Below are 23176 nucleotides of genomic sequence, written 5' to 3' on the forward strand. Positions count from 1 at the left end.
CTACGGAGCGTGCGACGCGGACGTGAGTGCGCGTTCCTTCCTTGCCGCCAGGACGAGCAGCACGACGGCAACAATCGCGAAAAGGGTGTTGCCGACGAGATCGATCACGCCCTTCGAGCCAGCGACCGGTTCTTGAGGAAAACCATGGCAGGCATAGGCGAGCATCGCGCCCCCAGCGACCGCAACCGTGTGCAGCGGAGTCCACGCCGCACGACGCGCGAACACGACCAGCAGGACGAAGCCGACGAGGTCGAGCGCCCACTGAGCGCCGGCCAAGAGCCAGTCTTGCACCAGCCGGTTGACGGACATGAACCCCAGTCCCCACAGCAACGCGAGCGCGCCCATGACCCACACGCCCGGCACCGCGCCAGCCGGCCGCGTCGCCTTCGGCCGGCAGCGGAGCGCGAGGATGACGACCAGCGCGAGCACGATCCAAGTCGAGACCAGCTGAACGTTCGATGCGGTGAACGGGTCCTGTTTGCGCGTGGCACCGTGCACGAGCAGGGCGCCGCCGATCATCAACCCGGCGGAAATACCGAGGCCGATCCTTCCCAGCCAGGGCTGCGTTCGCCGCTCAGGGAAGAGCGCCTCCACGATCGCGATCGGCACCGAAATACTCCACACGGTGTGCAGCGTCAGGACGAACGGCGTCCACCACGCGCTCATCCCAAGCGCCGGCACGTAGCCGTGGCGGAGCAGGTGCAGGCCAAGATAGTTCGGGTTGAAGAGTGTCTGGATGACGATGCCTTCCTCGAAAATGCCGTAGGCCAATGCCAGCAGCAGCAGGGTCGCCCACCCGCGACCGAGTCGCCGCGCCGTCTCGCGAACGATAACTGCGCCGCCGCCGTACAGCGGGCCGACGACCAGGACGATCCATATGGCATCGATCGCGAAGTCGCCGAGAAGCATTTCGGCCACGAAGGGTGACAGGAAGAACAACGCGAACGCCGGAGCAACCCGGCGGAAGCCGCGCGGAGCGGACGAAATCGAAACATCATCGTTTGCATTCATAGCGAATCCTCAGCGGCGTCCGCGCGATTTTGCGTGGAGAAGTCGAAGATCGTTAAAATCTACTCGGCGTAATCTGAAAGCGAAATCGCCGAGTCCGCTGCGCATTGGCCGAACTCGCCATTGATGGCGTGCATCAACGTCGCAGCCGTGGGTTTCACCGCGAAGTCACGGAACTCGCCGTTCTTCTGCCCTTCCGACAGGAAGCGGCCGAGAATTCGCAGATTGGCCTTTTCGACCTCGTCCCGCAGATAGAGCCCGCCGGCGCGATTCAGATGATTGAGCAGGAGAGGCGAAATCGTCAGCAAACGCGCGCGGTGCTGCTCCAGAACGCCGAACTCCGGCGTGAGGAAGGCCGCTGCCGTCCACGCGTAGAGGTTTCCGCCGCCACTCTCGGCGAATAAGTCCCAGATCGCCACGTGCCGGAAATAATAAGTCGCCACAGGATGGCTTCTATTGGCTCAGGTACTGACCTGAGCACTGGCCTTCTCCTTGGTGTGCAGGTACAGAAATCTGCGCCAGATCGGGTGTCCCATTAACTCGCAACGCGGCAGCTAAGTTTTGCGGCGAGAGAGTTCTTCCGCTTCAGGCCAGCTTCAACCATCCCCAACGCCCTTCTCTGCCATCCCCGATCGCGGCTTGGCTCTGCCATCCCTGCATGCGCCGCACAGGTAGCAAAACCGGCCTCGTTCTTCGTCCAGACTCTCCCCTATGAAAAACACTGTCTGCCGGCTCGCACTCGCGTTAATAGGAACGACGCTCTTCGCGCCTTATGTCGGGTCCGCAGCCAGCGTCACCGGTGGCGCGACCGCAGAACTCCTCGACTGGACCGCTCTCGATGGCAAGGTCTATGACGTGGTGAGGCTGACCGGCCCGACGGCGACGGTGTCCGCAGACGCCGGACAGCACGTCCGCGTCCGGTTCCTGGACAAGCACGGCGATTTGGTGAACGTCGATTTTTCTGGGGCGGGAACCCTCACCATCGCCTTGGATCCGGCCACTGCCAGCAGTGCACCTATTCCCGCGGCGCTCTACAACCTTCCTAGTGTGGAGTTCATGCAGGGAGATGCAGCGCTGACGATCGTAAACGCTAATGAAACGTCCAACTTGACGGTGTTTCCGAGCGGTCGCGGAACAGAAGTGGACCGGTCATTTCTTCGCAGCGATATCACTTACGAGGGCTGGGCCGATATCACGCGTGTGACGATCGTCGGCCGGGCTCCTTTTCCCAGCAAGTTCGGGTTCCTCAACACTGCCTACGTCCGATACGGTGCAACCTCAGGGATCACTGGCATTTCAGCCGGGGATGTCGAGCTATGGGGTTCGGTGCCGATCAGTGATGTTGAGGCTTCGGGAACAGCAACGCCTTGCCTGATGTTTGGCACGACCATGACAGTCCGGATATTCGGGGGCGATCTCGCCCAACCGAATGGAAAACCGATTCTTCTGCGCGGGACGTCCCCAGCGATCCTACATTTCAATGAGGGATTCGATTCAAATGACGTTATGTTGCCGACCCAGCCGAATCGAGGCACGTTCACAGGCCAGCCTCCGTCGTTCTGGACACACCCATCGAGCGCGATCGTCGTGGAGGACAGGAGTGGCGTATTCGCAGTGAACGCCGGCAACACGACCACCTACCAATGGGCGCGCAACGGTGTCAGTCTAGTGGGAGCGACCAGCCAGACTCTGACGGTCAGCCATGCACAACCTGCATCCACCGGCGTTTATCAGGTGCTTGCTACCAACTGGTGTAGCGCAGACTCGAGTCTGCCGGCTATTCTGGGCATCACCACCACGAGCAAGGTGCTGGGCGCTGGACAGGAGCTGGAACCACATAACCTCGTCCACCCTGCCGGATATACCTTCGATCAGGTGCTCGTCACTGGCGCGGCGCTGAGCGTCACCTCTGATTTCAATGTCACCAGCAATTCTTGGGAGGTCACCCGGCTGCTGTTCATCGACCTCGACGATGACCTGGTAGCGGTGGAATTCAGAGGCCCGGGCACGCTCTCGGTCGTATTGGATGATGCCGTCGGCCCGGCGGCTCCGCTGAAGTACAACCAACCGAGCGTCCAATACATCAAAGGCCATGCCGGGCTGATCATCGCCGGAGCGGACGAGCGTACGCATCTGTCGATCACCAGCGTTGGCCGCGCCACGACGTTCGATCCGACGGGCACATTCGACATTACGGCCCCAATCACCGCAATCAATGACCCGGCGAACAACGGTAGCCCTTTGTTTACGGGCCAAGAAGCGACCGCCTACGACGGTATCGCGGACATCGCGTATATCGCTGTTCTCAGCAATAACGGGAAGTTCGGTGGAATCGATGCCGCGAATGCCAACTGTTTCGCGTCACGCGGGCTCGCTGGTATTTTTGCGCCGGGCGTCGTCTTCACCGGGCCCGTGTTGCTCGGTAATGTGACCGCATTCGACAGCGCCACGCCGGTACTGGTTTTTGGCACAACGGCTGATCTTGATCTGCGCATCGTGGGTGGAAATCTAGCGCAGCCAAACGGACGGAACCTGTACGCGAGCGGCTTTGGGAGCCCCTCCGATATCCAGTTTGTCGCAGGCGCAGATTCTCATGGACGTGCGATCGCAGCGAACACGAACGAAGCTGTATTCGAACCTTACCCGGTGACTGGACAATCACCCGGCATCATCAGCGCGGCCTCAGCTACCTTCGTCGTCGGCCAGCGAGGGACCTTTGCGGTGGAGGGCACCGGCACACCCGCACCAACTATTTCCGTGCAGGGACTCCCGACTTGGGCGAGCCTTAGCAATGATGGCGTAATCTCTGGAATCCCGCCGATCGCGGGGCCATCGACACTGACGGTCACCGCAGCTAACGGCGTCGGCGCACCGATCAGCCAGACATTCATCCTCCAGGTCCTCGACCCGCTGGTCGTCGAACCGCCCCGGGCCGGCACGGTATGGGCCGGTAGTAGCATCACCCTGTATGCAAGCGCCTCGGGCGGCGGCGACCTGACTTACCAATGGCGCCATGAGGGGCAACCGATCAGCGGAGCGACTTCGAGCAGCTATACCATTCCGAGCGCGACTATGAGCGATGCCGGACTCTACGACGTCGTCGTCTCTCGATTTGACCGGCAGCTCGTCTCCGGTGCAGCCGTTCTCTCCGTTGCGCCCGCAAGCTATGCTTTCCCTGGCATAATGCGCGTCGATCCATCGTTCCACCCGATGATCGAGAAACTCGGGGGGCAGATCTATGCGCTCGCACAGCAGCCGGACGGCCAGTTGATCATAGGAGGTGAGTTCAGCCGGCTGAACGGTGTCGTGCGCCCGAATATCGCACGGACTGACGGTACCGGAGCGGTAGACCTCACGTTTGACCCCGGCAAAGGTCCCAATGACTCGGTCCGTCGGATTGTGCGGCAACCCGATGGGAAGATCCTGGTTGCGGGGGATTTCACGAGTTACGGAGGGTTCCCGCGCTACCATGTCGCCCGAATCAACGCGGACGGTACTTTGGATCACTCCTTCGACCCCGGAGCAGGTCCGAATGGAGAGGTAGTCGCCCTCGCATTGGAACCGAACGGGAAGATTATTCTCGGAGGGTCATTTTTGAGCTGCGACGGCCTATCACGCCCACGCGTGGTCCGGCTGAACTCCAACGGCGCAGTGGACACAACGTTCAATCCCGGTTCGGGCGCTAACAACCCGGTCTCAGCAGTCGCCCTGCAACCAGATGGGAAAATTGTGATCGCTGGTAGCTTTATTCAATATAACGGCGTACTTCGCCCGCGAGTCGCAAGGCTGCATCCGGACGGTTCACTTGACACTAGTTTCGTATTCCCGGCTGACGGATTGCTTCTTCCCACCAGCCTCGCGCTGCAGCCAGACGGGAAGGTTCTTGTCGGCACGTTCTCCGGTCCGAAGCTCCTGAGGTTGAACGCCGACGGTTCGGTAGATGACTCATTCTCCGTTGCGCCAACCAATCCGGTATTGACGCTCGCGCTGCAACCGGACGGGAAGATCGTAGTAGGTGCCGGATATGACCCAGGAAGCGGACTTCCTACCCAATATATCACTCGTTTCAATCCGACAGGTACGGTGGATTCCGGCTTCAGTCCAGGCAATACGTTGCCCATCCATGTTCGAGCTCTGGCGCTGGCAGCGGATGGCAGTGTGACGATCGGTGGCACCGACGCATTCGCCGGCTCGAGCGAAGCGCGAGTTTTGAGGCTCACAGCCGATGGCACAGCCGATCCATCATTGGCAGTCGCTTTACGCTCTCTTGCGACCATTCAGCGAATGCAAAGACAACGCGATGGGAAGCTTATCATTGTCGGAGATTTTCAGTACGTCGACAACGTGGAACAAAGCGGCATCGCCCGACTGAATGCGAACGGCAGCAGAGATGAATCCTTTAGCGCCGGTAGTGGCGCTGATGACAAGATCGCTGAATTGCTGCTGCAGCCTGACGGGAAAATTCTCGTCGCCGGGCGATTCAGCCACATTGCGGGCGTGGCGCGCCAACGCATTGGCCGGCTCCTCAGCGATGGCAGCCTCGATCTCAGCTTCGATCCTGGAACGGGGCCGGATGGCGAGATCAAGGCGATGGGACTTCAATTGGATGGGCGAATCTTGATTGCGGGGGGATTCGTGAGCTATCGGGGCGAACGGCGACTGTATGTCGCGCGGGCCGAGCCAGACGGCTCGCTTGACTCGACCTTCCAGACCAACGGCACCGGGCCGGGTGGACTCATCGAGCATCTGGTGCTGCAGCGTGACGGGAAGATCGTGCTTGGGGGAACGTTCACCACCTACAATGGCACGCCACAAGCGAAGCTGGTCCGACTCAATCCGGACGGATCGCTGGACATGTCGTTTTCCTCGGGGCTGCCCACCGACCGTACGCTGCTGGGGATCTGGGCGCTTCCGAACGAAGAGCTGCTCGTTAGCCTCGAGGGTTCGGAAAGCCTAGTGCGGTTGAGGTCGTCCGGTATGTTGGATTCAGACTTTGTGACGGGAAACCTTGCGCCGGTTTTGGTGCAGGCCGGATCGGTGTTGGTCCAGGCTGACGACTACGTCTTGGTGGGCCGCTCCCTGGATATCGCTACCCCGGCGGATCCTGCTCCGCCGGGGCTGGTGAGAGTGCGTAGAAATGGCACCGTTGATCCGGGCTTTGCCATTCCCGGTCTCCGCGACGCACAGGTTTCGCAGATTCTCATGCTAGATGATGGCCAGCTTCTCCTCGCCGGTACTCATTTCTCCGACGGGTATGTACATCAGGGAGGAGTAGCTAGGCTGATGGGGGCGTTTCACCCGTGGTTCACCAGCCCAGATGAACGCACGTTTACGGTGGGCACCCAGAATGTGGCGACGGTTACCGCCGGCGGTGTGCCTGCACCGCGATACGACGTGACTGACGGCCAGTTTCCATCATGGGCCAGTTTGAGTCCAATAACGGGGGTGATCTCGGGCACGCCTTTCTCATCTGCGGGCTCGCCCTTCACGTTTACGATCAAAGCCAGCAACGGAGTCGGAACCGACGCGTTTCAGACATTCACGCTGCGGGTGGCGGAGGGTTCCATCTCTATCGCCCCTCTCCAAAGCGAAACCGCGACCGCGGGCGAAACTATCACGTGGTCGGCATCGGTCACCGGCGAAACGCCAGCGTCGTATCAGTGGCGCGTGAACGGCCAACCTATCGCCGGTGCGACTTCAGCGAGCTACACGATTCCGGCGGTCACCATGCATGATGCGGGACACTACGAGGTGGTGGTGACCAGCGCCGTCGGCCAATCGTTCATCTCGGTCGCGGGCAACCTCGACGTCGCGCCCACACGATATCCCGGCGCGATGCAGCTCGATCCCACATTCGCCCCGCTGATTGAAGCTGCGGGCGGAACAATTCTAAGCATCGCCCGACAACCCGATGGGAAACTCGTCGCAGGCGGATCATTCTCCCGGATCAACGGCGTGCTCCGTCGGAATCTGGCGCGACTGAATGCCGACGGTTCGGTCGATCTCACATTTGACCCCGGGCTCGGGCCCGATCAGCCGGTCTACAAGGTGCTCGTGCAGCCCGACGGAAAGATTCTGTTGGGCGGCGAGTTCGTGCACTACGACGGCGTCACTCGTGGCCGGATTGCCCGGGTGAACAGCGATGGTTCACTGGATCATGCGTTCGCGGACGGCATCGGCGCCGGCGGTCGTATCGAGGCAATCGCGCTGCAGCCGGACGGAAAAATCGTCACGGGCGGATGGTTCCAGACATTCGGTGGGCTCAGCCGTTCACGCTGCGTGCGACTCAACCCTGACGGAACCGTGGATAGCTCGTTCGACGTAGGCGATGGCGCGGGCGTGAAGGACCTCAAGCTGCTCTCGGACGGGCATATCCTCCTCGCGGGCCCATTCACCAGTTACAATGGCCAGCCGCGGGCCGGCCTCGTCCGATTAAAAGCCGACGGGAGTGTCGATCCGGAGTTTGTGCCGGACACATGGAGCGGGCTCGACGCGACGAGCCTCGCCATTCAGCCGGATGGAAAGCTCATTGTGGGCGCCAGCAGTTTCGAGCAGAACGGACCCGACCTGCTGCGTCTCAACCAAGATGGTTCGCGCGACACCGGCTTCACGCCGCCACCCTTTCGGAATATCGATGCGCTTGAACTTCGAGCGGACGGCAAGATCCTCATCGGTGGAAGCTTCAGAAGCGCGGGCACCGTTCGATACCAGGTGGCTCAGCTGCAGAGCAACGGAGCACTCGATTCCAATTTTGGTTCCAGCGGCAGCCTCGACTTCGACGTCGAGACGATCGCCCTGCTTCCCAGCGGTGAAATCGTGGTCGCCGGCGCCAGCCTCATGCGTGAGGGCTCAACCCATAATGCGCTGGCCCGGCTGAAGGCATCGGGAAGCATGGATACAAGTTTCGCGGGCGAGGTGCGGTCGCCAGGAACCGTGGAGGCGCTCCTTCGACAGCGCGACGGAAAGCTCGTCCTAGGCGGCTGGTTCAGCCACGTGGACGGTGCGTCGCGAAAAGGAATCGTGCGACTGTCGGCGGACGGAGCCCTCGATGTGGATTTCGCCCCAGCCGTGACACTGGTCGGTGGTGCCACGGGAGCGAGCGCCAGGGTGAGCGCACTGGTCAGCCAACCTGATGGGAAGATCGTCTTTGCCGGGTTCTTCGACCGCGTGAACGGGCTGGTTCGCAATCGCATCGCTCGACTGCTGCCGAACGGGTCGATCGATCCCACGTTTGATCCGGGTTTTGGAGCGAGTTCATGGATCGCGACGGCCGCGCTTCAGCCCGACGGCAAGATCCTGCTCGGCGGCCTCTTCAGCGCCTATGCTGGCGTCACGCGCAACACCCTGGCGCGAATCAATCCGAATGGATCGCTCGATCCGACGTTTGACCCGAAGCAGGGCGCCAACTGGAGCGTATCGCAACTCGTGCTGCAGCCGGATGGCCGCGCGCTGGTCTGCGGCGGCTTCACCAGCTTCGCCGGGGTGAGCCGAAAGGGTGTGGTTCGCGTGAACACCGACGGCTCACTCGATACAAGCTTCGGCGCAACCAATGGCCTTGCATCAACGGCCGAGAGCGTACTCCTGGATCCCAGTGGGCTAGCCTACGTCGGCCGCTGGGATGGCGTTACCCGGCTCACGGCGAGTGGCAGCATCGATGCAACCTACTCCAACGCGGATCTCTCCGACGTGGGCAACATCGGTGTGATTTACCGGCAGGCCGACGGCCGGCTGATCGTGGGTCAGGACATCAACAGCGGTAGCGATGGACCGACGATCGGCATCGCACGCGTGAACGCCAGCGGCACGCGTGACGCGTCATTCACTGTCCTCGGCCTTGCTGAAGCGCACCTCAGCGCCATCGAGGTGCTGGAAGACGGTCGAATGCTGATCGCAGGAACGACATTCAACGACGGCACGATGGAGCAGTTCGGTCTTGCCCGGTTGATGTTTGTGCCGGCGCCAAGCATCACGCAGCCGCCGGCGAATGCCACGATCAATGTCGGACAAACAGGCACGTTCTCCGTCGTGGCCGCCGGTGAAGGGCCGTTCACCTATCAGTGGAGGAAGGCCGGCAATCCAATCACCGGCAACGCCTCGGCCACAACCGCGACGCTGACGATCACCAACGTCCAGCTCGCCGATGCCGGCGACTACGACGTCGTGGTCACCAACATGGGGGGCACCACGACGAGCAGTCTCGCCACGTTCGTGGTATACCTCCCACCTCAAATCACGAGTCAGCCTGCCAACCGCACGATTACCGCCGGTGGGAGTGCCAGCTTTTCCGTGGTCGCGACGGGCAGTCCTACTCCGACGTATCAGTGGCGCCGCAACGGCGCCGCGCTGCCAGGAGCAACCGCCGCATCGTTGACCCTCGCCGACATCCCGGCCAATGGTGGCGGCGCCATCACCGTGGTCGTCACCAACGCTGGCGGATTCCTGGAAAGCGATCCGGCTACGCTCACGGTCAATCCTATCGCGCCGGAGTTCGCGACCGGCCTGCCCGCGACAGCGACAGCCATCCAAGGCCGCGGGTTCTACTTTCCCGTCGTCACGAACACCACGCCCGCCGTGTTTACGGCTCCAGGCCTCGAAGCCGCCGGTGGAACACTGACGATCAATTCCAGCAGCGGCGCGATCAGCGGCGTGCCGGCCAATCTCGGCTCGTTCGCCGTCACGATCATCGCCACGAACTCGACGGGCAGCGACACACACGTGCTCGATCTCGTGGTGCAGCCGCCCCCGCCTGTGATCACCAGCGCCGCTGCGGCCAGTGGTCGGACCGACACCGCTTTCAACTTTGCTGTCGTTGCCACGAACACCCCGTCGACCTACAGCGCCACAGGGCTTCCAGACGGACTCGTGATCGAGGCCGGCACCGGCGAGATCCACGGCACCGCCACTGTGGCGGGAACGTACACCGTCGTGCTGACGGTGACGAACGCCTCAGGCGCCATCACTCAGCCATTCATCCTGACGATCGCGCCGCCGCCCAACACGCCTGCCTATACGGGTACCCTCTCGCCCGCGGGCGTTCAAGGAGTCGCGTTTTCCTTCACGCCGGCGTTCGGCACGGTGACCGCACCGTACGCGCTCATCGGGTCGTTGCCGGCCGGGCTGTCGTTCGCACCAGCGACTGGAGTGATCTCGGGAACGCCCGACGCGATGGGGTCATTTCCCGTCAAGCTTTCCGCCACCAATGCAGCCGGAACTACCACTGTCGACCTCACGATCGTCATCAATCCGGCGCCGAATGCACCGGTGATCACCAGCGCGAGCGTCGCGCCGGTGACCCGCGTCGGTGACACTTTCAGTTTCACCCTCACCTCGTCGGGCACGCCGTTGGCCAGCAGCTACAACGCAGCCCCACTTCCTGCAGGGCTGACATTGGATCCGAGCACGGGCGTGATCTCCGGCGCACCAGCGGCCTTCGGGACATATTACGTGGACGTCGCCGCAACCAACAGCATCGGCATCGGGCCCGAGGCGGTCTTGGTTATTACAATTGTTCCATCGGTCGGCGCCCCGGTGGTGAACAGCGCTCCGATCACGCTCGGCCACGTTGGCGTGCCCTTCACCTACACGCTGGCGGCGAGCAACGACCCGGCGAGTTTCAGCATCACGACGGGCACGCTACCCGACGGGCTGCAACTCGACACCACCAACGGAACGATTACCGGAACCCCTGAAGCCACTGCGGTGGGGGAATCGCGCGTGTGGTTCAACGCGACCAATGGGTCCGGCGTTGGAATCCCGAGCGAGGTGCTCTTCCGGATCGCGCCCGCGCTGACGACGCCCGTGATCATCAGCAACGGCACGGCAATCGCGCAAGTTGGCCAGCCATTCCAGTACGCCATCGCCAGCCGCAGCGACTCCGCCGTGACCGGCTACGAGGCGGCCGGATTGCCGGCGTGGCTGACGCTCAATGCAACGACGGGCGTACTCGCGGGAATTCCAAGCGAACCAACCAGCGCCCCGATCAGCGCTTCTCTCAGCGCCACGAATGCAAACGGGACCGGCAGCACGAAGGTCCTGCAGCTTACCATTATTCCAGCTCCTGGCACGCCTCGCATTACCAGTTCGCTGACTGCACTTGGGCGCGTCGGGACCGCGTTTAGTTATCAAATCTCCGCCAGTGATTCGCCGACTTCGTTTCTCGCCACCGGACTGCCAACGGGACTAGCGCTCGATCCGCTCTCCGGCCTGATCACGGGAACACCGGCGTCGGCCGACACATTCGAGGTAATCCTCCGGGCCGCCAATGCCAACGGGCTCGGTAATGCGGCGACGCTGAAGCTCGGTCTCGCGCCGGCGCTGAATGCGCCCGCCATCACGAGTGCCGCAACCGCCACCGGCCAGGTAGGAGCGGCCTTCACGTATCAGATCACTGCGAGCAACGGCCCGATCCTGAGCTACGCGGTCAGTGGCGCGCTGCCGCAAGGGCTGACGTTCAATTCCGCCACGGGGGAAATCACGGGCAAGCCGGCCGACGACCCGCGCATCTATCCGGTCAATTTGACGGCCTCCACGACGGCCGGGACCAGCTCGCCGCAGCCTCTGCTGATTGCGATCGCGCCCGCCATCGGCGTGCCGGTGCTGACCACTTCCGAGTATGTAACCGCTCGGGTCGGCGAACCGTTCTCCTACACGATCACGGCGTCCAACCTCAGTGGGACGGCACCGTATGCACCTCCCATCCTTTTGGATGCCGTGAACCTGCCCGCGGGTCTCGCGGTGAATCCGGCCACCGGTACTATTCAGGGAAGTCCGACGGAAGCCGGAACGAGCATTGCCACGCTCACGGCAACGAACGCGGCAGGCACCAGCGCCGCCCGGGATCTTACGTTCACCATCCGGCCGGCGGCTGCCGCACCTCTTTTTGAACCAGCAGGCGAAGTCGCCGCGCAAGTGGGGCAAGCGTTCAGCTATCAGATCATCGCAGGCAATGCGCCGGACAGTTACGAGACACTCGACGCCCCGGGCTGGATGCACGTGAACGCCACCACCGGATTCATCACGGGTGTGCCGGAGGCGCCGGGCATGTGGGTCATCCGACTGGTGGCGGCGAACGCCGCGGGCAGCAGCAGCCCCGTTCCGTTGCGTGTGATCGTCGCTCCGGCGGCGAACACGCCGCTCGTGACCAGTTCGCGCACTCACGTCGGTACGGTGGGCACGGCGATGAGCTTCACGATCGAGGCAGCGCCGACCATGCCGGCCGTGACCTTCGCCGCCACCGGACTTCCGCCTGGCCTGACGTTGAACACCGCGACTGGCGTCGTAAACGGCACACCGGTCGAGTCCGGCACGTTCGAAGTGATCGTAACTCCCACCAGCAGCAATGGCACGGGCGCTCCCGTCACCTTCACCATCACCATCCGGCCGAACGTCACGTTCGGGTCCTAAACACCCGTCGCATTCGTCACCAAGCACCCGTCGTTCTCCGTTATGATCCAGTTTTCTTCATTTTGTCGCTTCTTCGCAGGGACGCTCCTGGCCTGCTTACCGGCTGCACTGACCGCGCAACAGACCATCACCGGCACCCCCGGCCAGGTGGGCGCGAACTACAGCTTTCAGGTGACGTCGACGGCGACTCCACCGGTGCAATACCAAGCCACCGGACTGCCTGCCGGGCTGGCGATCAACGCGAGTTCCGGGTTGATCACCGGCATGCCGACGACCCCGGGGACGAGTCTTGGCGACGTCTCGGTCACGAGCAATGGGCAGACCAACCACGCGGCGATCTCGATCACGATTGTGGCGGCATCGGGCACGTCCATTATCACCAGCTCAACCACCGCGAATGGCACGGTCGGCCAAGCGTTCAGCTACACCGTCACCGGGAGCAATGCGCCGACGAGTTTCAACGTGTCCGGGCTGCCGGCTCAGCTCGTAGCAGATACGAACACGGGCGCGATCAGTGGGGTGCCCGCGACGGCAGGAACGTATTCCATTGCGCTCAGCGGCAACAATGCGAGTGGTACGGGAGCCCCCGTGACCCTCACCCTTACGGTGGCTGCTCCGGCCGCGGCACCAGTGATCACGAGTCCGACCAGCGCGGCGGTGGCTGTCGGCGCCCCTTTTAGCTACACGATCACCGCCACGAACACGCCGAGTTCCTTTGCCGCGGCGGGACGGCCATTGGGGGTGGATCTGGATTCGGCAACCGGCGCGCTGAGCGGCACGTCGTCCATCGCCGGCGTCTATACGATGGCGCTGACCGCGACCAACGGAAACGGCACCAGCGCCCCGGTGAATCTGGTGCTTACGGTGGGCTCACTGCCAGCCATCACCAGCGCCACCACGGTGCTGGCCAGCGTCGGTCAGCCGTTCAGCTACGCGACACTCGCGAGCGCAGCTGCGACCAGTTTCAACGTCAGCGGTTTGCCGCCCGGACTCACCGCCACGCCAGCTGGGGTTATTAGTGGCACGCCGACGTCAGCGGGCGTTTTTCCCATCCAGCTGAGCGCCAACAACACCGTCGGAACGGGCCCGAGTACCACCCTGACGCTGACGACCGGCGAACGGCCGGCGATCACCAGCGCCAGCTCTGCGAGCGGCAAGATCGGGACCGCCTTCTCCTATCAAATCACGGCTACTGGCACGCCGACGAGCTATGCGGCGGCTGGATTGCCGGCGACACTCTCGTTGGATGCAGCCACTGGGCTGATCAGTGGGACGCCGACGGGCACGGGAACTCACTCGGTTTCGCTCACCGCCACAAACCTGTTTGGTGCCGGTGAGGCCAAGACGCTGACGATTCAGATCGGCTCATCGGGAGGAGGTGGCGGCGGGGGAGGTGGAGGAGGTGCCGGCGGTGGTGGCGGCTGGCCAATTATCCTCAACGAAACCGCGGTGAACGCGTTGGTTGGGGTGCCCTTCGAACTGCAAATCAAGACATCGATCCCAGCGATGCACTTTGAAGCAGTCGGGCTTCCAGAAGCGGTCTCGCTTAGTGAGCGGACCGGTTTGATCTCAGGCACGTTCACCGCTCCCGGAATCTACAATGTCGATTTGGCGGCCACGAATCTTGGCGGGACTCACCGTCGGATGATCACGATCACCGCCAGCGTGCTTCCGGTGTTTACGCTTCAGCCGCAAGGAGCGTCCGTGGACCTCGGCGCCAAGATTGTTTTGAGCGGCGCGGCCACAGGCACGCCCACGCCGACTTATCAGTGGTTGAAAAATGGATCCGCCATTCCCGGCGCGACCGACGCCTCCTTCACCATCGCCAGTTTTCAAGCCGCCGACGCGGGATCCTATGTCTTGGTGGCCACCAACGCGGGCGGATCCACCTCAAGCGCGGCGGCCGTGCTCGGTGTTCACACCACCGCCAAGGTTGTGGGCTTGGGCAAGGTCGTCGGTGAGGACATCAAACATCCCAACGGAAATACCTTCGATCAGGTACTGATCACCGGGACTACCGCCACCATCACCGCGGACCCCGGCCAGATCACGCGCATGTCGTACGTCGACCTCGACGATGATATCGTCCAGATCGAGTTCAGTGGCGCCGGAACGGTCACGGTGAGCCTCGAGAATGCCACCGGACCCGCCGTGGCGACAAAGTACAACCAACCGGACATCACCTATATGAAAGGTCACGCGTCACTGGTCGTCTCTGGTGTGGACGAGACCACCTATCTTTCCGTCTTCAGCGTGGGCACGATCACCGCGGTCAATCCAACGCTCTTCAAGCCAGGCGAAACCTACGACGGCATGGCCGATATCGGACTGATCTCGATTAGCAGCCGCGACGGCAAAATGGCGTCCCTGCGCCTCGCCAACGCGTCCTTCTTCCGCGCGGCAGGCATGACCGGCATCAATGCCCCAGGGGTCACGGTCGTGGGAGCAATCTATGTCGGTGAACTGACTGCGGATGCCGATGCCGAGCCGATCCTAGTCTTCGGCGGCACGGGTGATTTCCGCGTCACCGGCGGCGATCTTCATCAGCTGAACGGACGGGCGGTGGAGGTCGATGGCATCAGCAACGTGAGTTTCACGGCTGGAGCCACGTCGCACGGAGTGGCTTTACCGGCCCAAGCCAACCGGGCGAAGTTCGAGAAGAATGGAAAGGATATCACCGGCGATCTCGTGCCTCCTCCTCATTAAGCATGCTCGCGGCAGCATTCGCTCGTCGCACAACGCAAGGTTGGATCGGCCATTTCGACCTGCTTCAGCTTGATCCACTCCTGCTCGTGACGCGCAGCAGCCGTCGAGATTGCACCCCTGATGATCGGCGGATCGAAGGAGTGCGACGTCTCTAGCTACGTGCCCGCATCGGTCTTCGCAAAAATCCGAGTTGCGCAGCGCTGGCCCCTTTCGTCATCTCGCTTGGCTGGGCGTGCAGCTGTCACGGTGAGCCTAGGCACAAGCCAGCTGCATTCACTCGCCGTGTCCGGCCCCAAAGCGGACGCCAGCGACCCCACCCCTGGAGTGCTGGCGTCCTAGGGCTATCTTGAAGACAGCAAGTCTCGCCGTAGCAGAATGCCTGAACACCACCTCGGCGAAACACCACCCTAACGGCTCCACCGTCTGCCACCCGTCGTCATCCTTCAACGAGGCATTGGTCATAGTTTTTCTATGGCCACGGTAGTATCCCGGGCCGTGCTTCGTGAACCGTCCACCACGGCCAAGGGAGGAGCACACCTTATCCGGCACACACTCGCCGCCGGGTCAGATCGCCCGCCAGCCGGCGTCGATCCGGCTGCCGGCGGCGCCCCGGCCGACCTCAGCGCCCTATGATTTGGCGACGGGCGGCTTTGGGAGCAGCTTCGCCACCACCACCAGCAGCACGACCACGACCAGCCCGAGCGCGGCCCAGAAGAACATCCCCGCCCGCGAACCGCCAACCGCTGCGCCCCAGCCGGCTTGGCCCGCCTGCTCTTCGGCGCCGAGCGTCGCGACGGATTTCTCCGCCGCAAAAATCTGCCCGCCGACCAGCGCCAAGTCGTACCGCGGCGTCGTAGCGGCCGCGTTGCCATAATAAAGTTCAAGCGGCTCTGCGTCGGTCTTGAAGAGCAGCCGCACGACGGGATAGGTCGCCGCCACCGCGGTGAGCGCGATCGGCGGATTGTCGCCGTCGTCCGTCTCGAGAACGAACGTTCCCGTCACCGGTGGCGTGGGAAATGGCAGCGTGAGCGGTCGCACATCCCCAGGCGTGTGGCTCCACGTCGCGTTGCCCAGCGAACGCTCAAACGAATCGCCACGCCTCTCGTCCACGACTTTTTCGTAGAGCCGCATCTGCCGTTGAAAAATCGGCGTCGACGACGTGAGCGTCAGCTTCGTGACCGGCAGGCTCGCGCGCGGGAGGGTGATCTGCCAGCGGCTGATATGCGGCCGCTTCGGATCGCGAAGGATTTCCACGGCCAGCGGCGTGGTGCGGGCCAGCGCCGTGCGCTCGAGCAAATACGGCACCTGCGCGTCGTCGTGCACCAATCGGAGATCGGCGAAACCAGGCTGCGCGCGCGCCAGCACGTCGAGATCGAGTTCGAGCTGTTGCACGCCCGGCGTGGCGATCCGCACCGGTTTGCGGAAACGCCATGGTGCCGGATCGATCGCCGCGCCCAGCAATGGTGTGTCGGCCAACCCGTCCGTCGCGCGATAGCCCGGATTCGGTTGCGCCGCACCCGGCGTGAGCGCGCTCGGCGCCAAGTCACGCAGCTGCGCAGCGAGGGGAGCCAGATCGTAGCGCGGCGCCGCGACCTGCGCGTTGCCGGTGAGCAGCGTATAGGTGCCCGACTCCGCCGCCCGGAACACGAACCATAACGGCCGCTGCCGCGCGGTCACGCGGTCGATTGCGAGCGGCGGGCTGTCGCCGTTGGCGACATGCACGAGCAGTTCGCGCGAAGGCGTGGTGAAAGCCGCCGCCACAGTGAGCTGCGCAGCAGGCGCCACGCCGTCGGCTTCGATTCGCCAGATCGATCCCGTGACGAGCGTGCGCTCCACGGCTGCTTCGTCGCGCAGCTCCCGCGTCGTGAGGGTGATCGTCCGCGCGAACAGCGGCTCCGCGGTGACGAAACCCAGTTCCGCCAAAGGCACGTGCGCGCCGCCGAGGTCCAGTGTCAGCACCGACTCGCCGGCGAATTCTTCGCGCCGCACGATCCGCACCTCGATCGGCGCGGTGAATTCCGGCTGCTTCGTGCCGGCCAGCAGCAGCGTCGCGCCCGTGAACGGCACGGCGCGGTGTCGCGTGTCGTCGATGGTGATGCGGATGTAGGCGGCGGTCCGCCGCTCAAGCTGAAACTGCAGGTGCTCCGCGCCGAACTGACGGAACGTGGCGCGGCGGTCGGCGAGCAGTTCCCAGTGTTCACCATCGGCGGAGATTTCGACGCGCGCGGGTTTGAGGAAATGCGGCGCGGGCGTTGCGAGCGCGACCGCCTCGAGCGGAGCGGTGGTGCCGGTCGTGACGAGCAGTTCAGTCGCGCCATCTTGCAGTGTGGCGCGAAACGCCACCGGCGCCCGGCTCACTGGCGGCACGGCCGGCGCCGGCGTGGTGAAGACGAACGGCACCTCGCGGCCAGCAGGATCGAGCAGTCGCAGGTCCTCGAGGTTCGATCGCGCGAGCCCGAGCGTTTCCGGGGGCAGCGCCAGCTTGAGCACGCCGGGCTGCTCGACCGTAAGCGGCTGGCGGTATTTCCACTCGGTGACTTCCAGCGCCCGCGCCGTGCCGATCGCGACGAAAATAGACAGCGCAACGACCGCGAACAAACCCGCACACCGTTTAACCACAGATGAACACAGATGGACACAGATTGATAATGAAGCAGTCAGGTCTGCTCGGTCATTTGTGTTCATTTGTGTCCATCTGTGGTTCAGCTCGTTTTGGAAAACGTGATTTCACGATTTCGGCGGGACATTTTTCTCATTGGCGGGCAGGAAGCGCTGGTAGGCGAACGACGCGAGGATCGCGATCACCGCCACGGCGAGGAGGGCGCCGACGCGGTAGAGCGCATCGAGTCGCGCGAGGTCGTGGAAGAACAGCTTGAGCAGCGCCACGCCCAGCAGCGCGAGCGCGGCATAGCGGCCGGCGCGAGCCTGCTTCCAAATGCTCATGAGCAACAACCCGAGCGCGAACAGCGCCCACGCGATCGTATAACTCATGTCGCGACCGAAGTTGCCGGAGAACTGGAACGTCAGCACGCGTTGACCCGGCACGCTGAAGAAGTCGGCGATCTCGATGTTGACGAGCATGAACAGCAGCACCGTGCCCAGCGTGCTCAGCAGCGGTGGAGCCTTCACGCCGAGCGCGCGCTCACGCGGCGGTGCGAGCAGCCACGCGCCCGTAAACAACGCGACGGTGACGAGCCCGTAGCTGTAAAGATACCAGTTGAACACCGCAGTCTCGCTGCGCGCGTGATACGAAAACACCGCGGGGTTGAGCGCCAGCCGCGCGAACGCCGTGCACAGCAGGACCACGCCTACCGCCCGCAATCCGGCGTGCGGCACGCGACGGAAGAGCCAGAGCAGCGCCGCGCCTTCCAGCGCCCAACTGACCGTGAGCCACTGGCGTTCGAACTGGATCGGGAAAATGAGCGTGATGAAGAGCAGCGCCACCCCGCCGAACCACGCGAGCTGGTTGAGCCGCGCACGCTCGTTGACGACCGTCGCGCGCAGGATCGCCACCAAACTCAGCAGCGGCAGGATGGTGAACGCCGCCGGCAGCAGCCCGGGAAATTCCGTCGGCCAGGCCGCCGTGACCAATCGGTAAACCAGCGGGAACTGCGCGGCTCCGGCGAGCGCAGCGATCGCCCACGGGCCGGTCACCCCGGCAAACCGCCGCCGGAACACAAACGGATAAATCGCGAACGCCACGTAGAAGAGCAGATACCACGCGAGCGGCGCGGTGGCGCTTTCGACCGCGAAGTGCCGCGCGTGCCAGGAGTATTCCAGCCCCGCCACGCCCGCGAGCGCGCACGCCGGCAACCACGCGAGCCCGAGGATCGCCGCGAGCCCCAGGACCATCACGACGAGCAACAGCGCGAGACCGAAGACCGGCGACGGATTCACCAGATTGAGCCGCGCGGTCATCATAATGAGCAGGACGAACGGTAACAGCGCGGAGAACGCGGGGATCTGCGAGCGCGCGTCGCCAAACAGCGCGTGCGTCGCCGGTCCGCCACCGCTCGCCTGCAGCCGGTCGCCGAGCCGGCGGACCAGAAACAGCCCGGCCGCGAAAAACACGACGGCAAAGCCGCCGATGACGAGCAACAGCGCCGGCGCGGCAGTCAGGGTCGTGGGCAGGTTGAACAGCCAGGCGCCCGTCGCCACGAGCGTGAGCACCAGCACGGCAGCCACGGCGGCCAGCGAGGCGGTGACCAGCGCCAGCCCGATCGCCAGCAGGTCCACGAGCAACACGCAGGGCCAGAACACGAGCGAGATTGTAGTGAGCTTGAACAGCGGCAGCAGCATCAGCACGAGCGCGAGCGGCGGGAACAGCTGGCTCCACCAGGTGGCCGTCGCGTCCGGTCGATGCCGTTCCAGCGCGAGCGGAAACGCCGTGTGCAGCACCGCATGCAGCAGATAAAACGCGAGCGCCCAGGGCAGCAGCGGCGCCGTCAGGCATCCGGCGGTCCACGTGCCGAGCAGCGCGAACAGGAGGCCACCGGCGACGAGATGCAGCCGCGGCATCTGCTCGTCGCACCACGCGATCGTCAGCAACGCCGCGTCGGCCAGCAGCGCAAACGTGAACAACAGCCCCGGTCGCTGCGCGAGCTCCGGGTAACCGAGGAACGAGAAGGCGAACGCCAGCGCCAGCAACGGCAGTGTGATCGCCGACCAGGTGATCATCGAAGCGCCGCGCTCGGCCCGTCGCGCGGCGAGATAGACCACCAAAAAAAGCACGCCGAAGCCGAATGTGACCAGCATCAGCGTCGGCCCAAGCGCCGGTGTGAAAATCGTGAGTCGCCAGAACGCCAGCACGGCGCCCACTCCGCCAACCGCTGTCGTCACGAGCGCCGGCTTCCGTTCGAACCAGGCGAGCACGAGCAGCGCGAGCGACAGCGCCAGCACGAACGGGAAATACAAGCCCACGCGCCCTCCCACTTCCGGATAGCGCAGGAAATACAGCGCGAACCCAAACCCGATGAGGGGCAGCGCCACGGCCGACCAGGTGATGGCCGGCGAACTCCGGTCAAACCGTCGCGCCACGAAATAGGTGACGAGGAAGAACGCACAGAACCCGAGACACACGCCCATGAGCGTAGACGCCAGCGCCGGCGAGAAAATCTCGGCTGTCCAGTTGACCAGCAGCCACGCCGTGCCTGCTGTGGCGACCGCGACCAGCGCCCCCAGCCTTCTGAACCACGCCAGCGTGAGCAGGCAGAGGTTGGCCAGCAGCACAAACGTAAACACCAGCCCAACGCGACTGCCGGCGGCACGGAAGCCGAGAAAATATCCGGCGAACCCGTAGCATACGCACGCCATGACGACCGCAGAGAGCGTGATCTCCGGCCCATCGTGCCCGCGCCGATGGGCGAAAATCGCCGCGCCGAGGAAAAGCACGGCGAACACCAGGCACACCACGACGGCGACGCTCGCCTGCCCGGACGGGTCGTTCTCGAAAAACTTCGCCGCCCACCCGATCTGCAGCGCAATTGTGCCGATCGCCCCCAGCGGCACGAGGTAGAACCAGCGCCGGTGCAGCGCCACCGCCACGAGGCCAAGATCAAGCAGCGCGATGTAGCCAAAAAGCCCGAGCGGATTGTCCTGGCCGGTGCTGACGAGCACCGGCGTGAGAAAACCGCCGAGGATGCCGAGGATCGCCACGACCTGCGCCTCGAGCCGGACGGCAAGCAGAAACGCCGCGGCGGTGATCAGCACCATCACCAAAAACGTCGGCAACGGTCCGAAGAACTCGAAGTGGTAGATCGAGCGGCACGCGAACGTGACGGTGTAGAGACTCACGATGCCCGTCGCGATCAGCGTCTGTGCGGTGACGGCGTAGCGCGCGCGATCGATTTTCAGTCCGCCGATCACGAGCACGATCGCAAACACGAACCCGATCGCCGCGCGCGCCGCCGGTGGAACCAGATCGTGCTCGAAGGAGTATTTGACGAAGAACCCGACTGCGAGCAACGCGGCGAGCCCGCCGAGCCACGCGAAGAGTTTCGCGCCCATGAACTGCTCCCAGTTGATGCCGCGCACGAACGACTCGACCGGTGATGCCGTAGGTTCGAAGACGGGAGGAGCCGGTGGCTCGGGCAGCGGCGTGGCTCCTGTCGTCTCTTGTGGGCTGCCTTGTTGAGCCGGCTCATCTGCCGGGCCACTTGCTTGGCCTAAAGGAGGTGGCTCATTCGCCAGTCCGCCGGTCTGGCCTTCGACCGACGGTTCACTGACCTGCCCGACCGTATCGGGCGCCTGTTCTGCGACGGGCGGCTCGACCATCGGTGGCTCGCTGGCGGGACCCTGCAGGCCGGCTCGTTCAGCCGGCTGCTCAGCCAAGTCACCGACCTTGCCTACCACCGGGGACTCGCCGATCGTCGCCGCGGGCGACGGCGATGGCATCGTCACCGCTGGCTCCGCTGCGCGCATGAGCGGCGCTACGGGTAACGGCGCGAGCGGAGGTTCTGCGGTGGGTTTGGCCGCGGTAGCGGCGGGCGCCGTGCCCTCCGCGAGTTTTCGCTCCAGCTCGCGGAGCTTCTGCCGGTGTTCTTCGAGGCTCGAAGCCAGCGCGTCGTTTTGCGCGCCGAGCGAACTGATTCTCACGATCACCCAGATGGGGAAGACGATGAGACCGAGAAACAATGCGAGGCCGAGCAGGGTAAGGAGGCCTTCCATGTCTGCGCAGGTTCTGCCGATCAACGCAGGTGATGGCAAGCCTTCGGCTGCTTGGACTTACCGCGGGCTCGCGCATTGATCATCGATTTTCGCGATTCCCTCGGATTCGCGTTCGGTGTTTCGTCCCGCTCATTCCACGACACCTCATGCACCCGCAATTTCTCCGCCGCTTCGCGTTCTCCGTCCTCGTGATCGCCCCCACTCTCTTTCCAGCCACCCTAAGGGCGCGCGCCGATGAACCGCTGGACCGGCTCGTCGATGCAGCCGTGAAGACGTCGCTGGAACGACTGGCGCGCAGCACCGAGGAGGTTGGCACCGCCGAACGCTATCCCACCTACGCAACCCAGGAGCAGAAATGGAAACTCGAGGGTTCGAGCGACTGGACCAGCGGGTTCTACCCCGGCTGCCTCTGGCTCGCGTTCGACCTGAGTGGCGACGCACGTTTCGAGCGCTGGGCCCAACAGTGGACCGCACCGATCGAGCACGAGAAGAACAACCGCGACACGCACGATCTCGGCTTCCGGTTCATGTGCACGTTTGGCCAGGGCCTGCGGCTCGGAAAAGGTGACGCGTATGCGCGCTATCCGGCAGTGCTGCACGAGGCAGCGGCCACACTGGCGCACCGGTTCAATCCTCGCATCGGAGCGCTCAGCTCCAACTGGGATCGCGATCCCCTGCCCCACTCGGTCCCCGTCGTCATCGATATCATGATGAACCTGGAACTGCTGCTATGGTCGGCGAGCCACGGCGGTCCGGCGGACTACGTCGAGATGGCGCGCCGCCACACCGACACGACGCTGCGCGATTTCGTGCGGGCCGACGGCGGCACCTACCACGTCGTCCGCTACGACGAGCGCGATGGTTCGATTCTCAACCGCGGCACGCTGCAGGGCGCCGGCCCCGAGACGACCTGGTCGCGTGGCCACGCGTGGGCGCAATACGGCTGTGTTGTCATGTATCGCGCGACGAAGGAACCGCGCTACCTGCAGGCGGCGCAGCGGCTGACCGACTACTTCCTCGCGCACCTGCCACCGGACCACGTCTCTGCGTGGGATTTCCAGTCAGACATCGCATATCGCGATGTTTCCGCGACGGCGATCGTCGCGGCGGGTCTCTTCGAGCTGGTGAAATATGTGGAGGAGTCTGCGCTCCGGGCGAAATACCAAATCGCCGCGGAGGCGATGCTCCGCTCACTCTGTCAACCACCCTATTTTGCCAGCCGCGCCGACACGAACTGCCTGCTGGACCATTCGGTGCAATACCTGCCGATCGGCAGCAACGTCGACGTGCCCGCGATCTTCGCCGACTATTACTTCCTCGAAGCGATCCTCCGCTACCGTGCGAGCCGCTGAGCGACGGCGTCGCGGCACGTTGGCGCGGTCGCGACCGCCCT

General features: G+C 63.8%; 7 protein-coding genes. 3 read left to right on the forward strand and 4 right to left on the reverse strand.

The window, feature by feature from the left end; translation table 11 throughout:
• Entirely contained in the window at positions 1-1011 is a 1011-nt protein-coding gene (locus OTER_RS01555; protein WP_012373138.1) for a hypothetical protein, read from the reverse strand.
• 59 nt (positions 1012-1070) lie between these two features.
• Positions 1071-1451, reverse strand: coding sequence for a hypothetical protein (locus OTER_RS01560; RefSeq protein ID WP_012373139.1), 381 nt, complete (start codon positions 1449-1451; stop codon positions 1071-1073).
• 268 nt (positions 1452-1719) lie between these two features.
• Between OTER_RS01560 and OTER_RS25620 the strand changes: the two genes are divergently transcribed.
• A complete protein-coding gene (locus OTER_RS25620) occupies positions 1720-12411 on the forward strand; it encodes a putative Ig domain-containing protein (RefSeq protein WP_012373140.1) in 10692 nt (3563 codons plus the stop codon).
• Positions 12412-12453: 42 nt separating this feature from the next.
• Positions 12454-15117 carry a putative Ig domain-containing protein gene (locus tag OTER_RS01580; protein ID WP_012373141.1) on the forward strand — a complete coding sequence of 888 codons (2664 nt, stop codon included), beginning with the start codon at positions 12454-12456 and terminating at the stop codon, positions 15115-15117.
• Between the two features lie 627 nt (positions 15118-15744).
• On the opposite strand, the gene OTER_RS01590 is transcribed toward OTER_RS01580, so the two are convergent.
• Positions 15745-17736: a DUF3999 family protein gene (locus OTER_RS01590; protein ID WP_012373142.1), complete on the reverse strand. Its 1992-nt coding sequence runs from the start codon at positions 17734-17736 to the stop codon at positions 15745-15747.
• A gap of 108 nt (positions 17737-17844) precedes the next feature.
• On the reverse strand, positions 17845-21783 hold the full coding sequence (locus OTER_RS01595) for a DUF2339 domain-containing protein (RefSeq protein ID WP_012373143.1): 3939 nt from the start codon (positions 21781-21783) through the stop codon (positions 17845-17847).
• 146 nt (positions 21784-21929) lie between these two features.
• Here OTER_RS01595 and OTER_RS01600 point away from each other — a divergent pair, with 146 nt between their 5' ends.
• Positions 21930-23135 carry a glycoside hydrolase family 88 protein gene (locus OTER_RS01600; protein WP_012373144.1) on the forward strand — a complete coding sequence of 402 codons (1206 nt, stop codon included), beginning with the start codon at positions 21930-21932 and terminating at the stop codon, positions 23133-23135.
• Positions 23136-23176: the final 41 nt, after the last annotated feature.

Source organism: Opitutus terrae PB90-1 (genome assembly GCF_000019965.1).
In the GTDB taxonomy this organism is placed as follows: domain Bacteria; phylum Verrucomicrobiota; class Verrucomicrobiia; order Opitutales; family Opitutaceae; genus Opitutus; species Opitutus terrae.

Bases quoted from the DNA above. Each gene is read 5' to 3' on its own strand.
- OTER_RS01600 (WP_012373144.1), top strand. From the start codon at position 21,930: ATGCACCCGCAATTTCTCCGCCGCTTCGCGTTCTCCGTCCTCGTGATC.
- OTER_RS01595 (WP_012373143.1), bottom strand. From the start codon at position 21,783: ATGGAAGGCCTCCTTACCCTGCTCGGCCTCGCATTGTTTCTCGGTCTC.
- OTER_RS01580 (WP_012373141.1), top strand. From the start codon at position 12,454: ATGATCCAGTTTTCTTCATTTTGTCGCTTCTTCGCAGGGACGCTCCTG.
- OTER_RS01555 (WP_012373138.1), bottom strand. From the start codon at position 1,011: ATGAATGCAAACGATGATGTTTCGATTTCGTCCGCTCCGCGCGGCTTC.
- OTER_RS25620 (WP_012373140.1), top strand. From the start codon at position 1,720: ATGAAAAACACTGTCTGCCGGCTCGCACTCGCGTTAATAGGAACGACG.